The sequence below is a fragment of the Halomonas flagellata genome (assembly GCF_022487945.1).
Taxonomy (GTDB): Bacteria; Pseudomonadota; Gammaproteobacteria; order Pseudomonadales; family Halomonadaceae; genus Halomonas; species Halomonas flagellata.
In genome coordinates, this window is sequence record NZ_JAKVPY010000123.1 from 1 (window position 1) to 592 (window position 592).

Genomic DNA, 592 nt, shown 5'->3' on the forward strand with positions numbered 1-592 from the left:
TGTGCATCGCCCCCCGAGTTTTCGGAATAAACAGGGAAATGTTGGGGATATAAACAAGTTGGCGTGCATTAAACAAAATATAGATAGATAAACAATTAAAAAAAATATTATGCAAATACAGTTCAATACTGATAAAAACACTGGACTCGTCGCTTTATTCGATCCTCTGAGTCGGTTTCTAAACGGTAACCCAGCCAGTCAGTGGTTTGTTTATGGAACGCTCTACACGGTGGCCATTCTTGCTTTTGGTATTAAATTCCTCTGGAAATACAGAAACAACCGTTATGAAGTGTTGCGGACATTCAGTGTGATGTTCTTTCAATTGTCATTCGCCTTTATCATTCCTGAATTGATGGCGCGCATGAACTCCGATTCGTTTTCACTTCCTTATTACGACCTAAAAAACATTTGGCCGCTCAACTATTACAATTTTGACCAATACCGCGTTGACGATTTTATAAGCTCAGGAAATATTGGCATAGCACTTTTGATTTTTGGTGTCGCTTCTATCTTGATTATCACCCCAATACTGACCTATAAATACGGAAAGCGGTGGTACTGCTCTTGGGTTTGTGGCTGCGGAGGCCTAGCC

The 592-nt window shown here is 40.5% G+C and carries 1 protein-coding gene; it reads left to right on the forward strand.

Annotated features, from left to right (window positions below; genetic code table 11):
* Positions 1-109: 109 nt before the first annotated feature.
* On the forward strand, positions 110-592 hold a 483-nt coding region (locus tag MKP05_RS22060), incomplete at its 3' end, for a hypothetical protein (protein ID WP_240570159.1).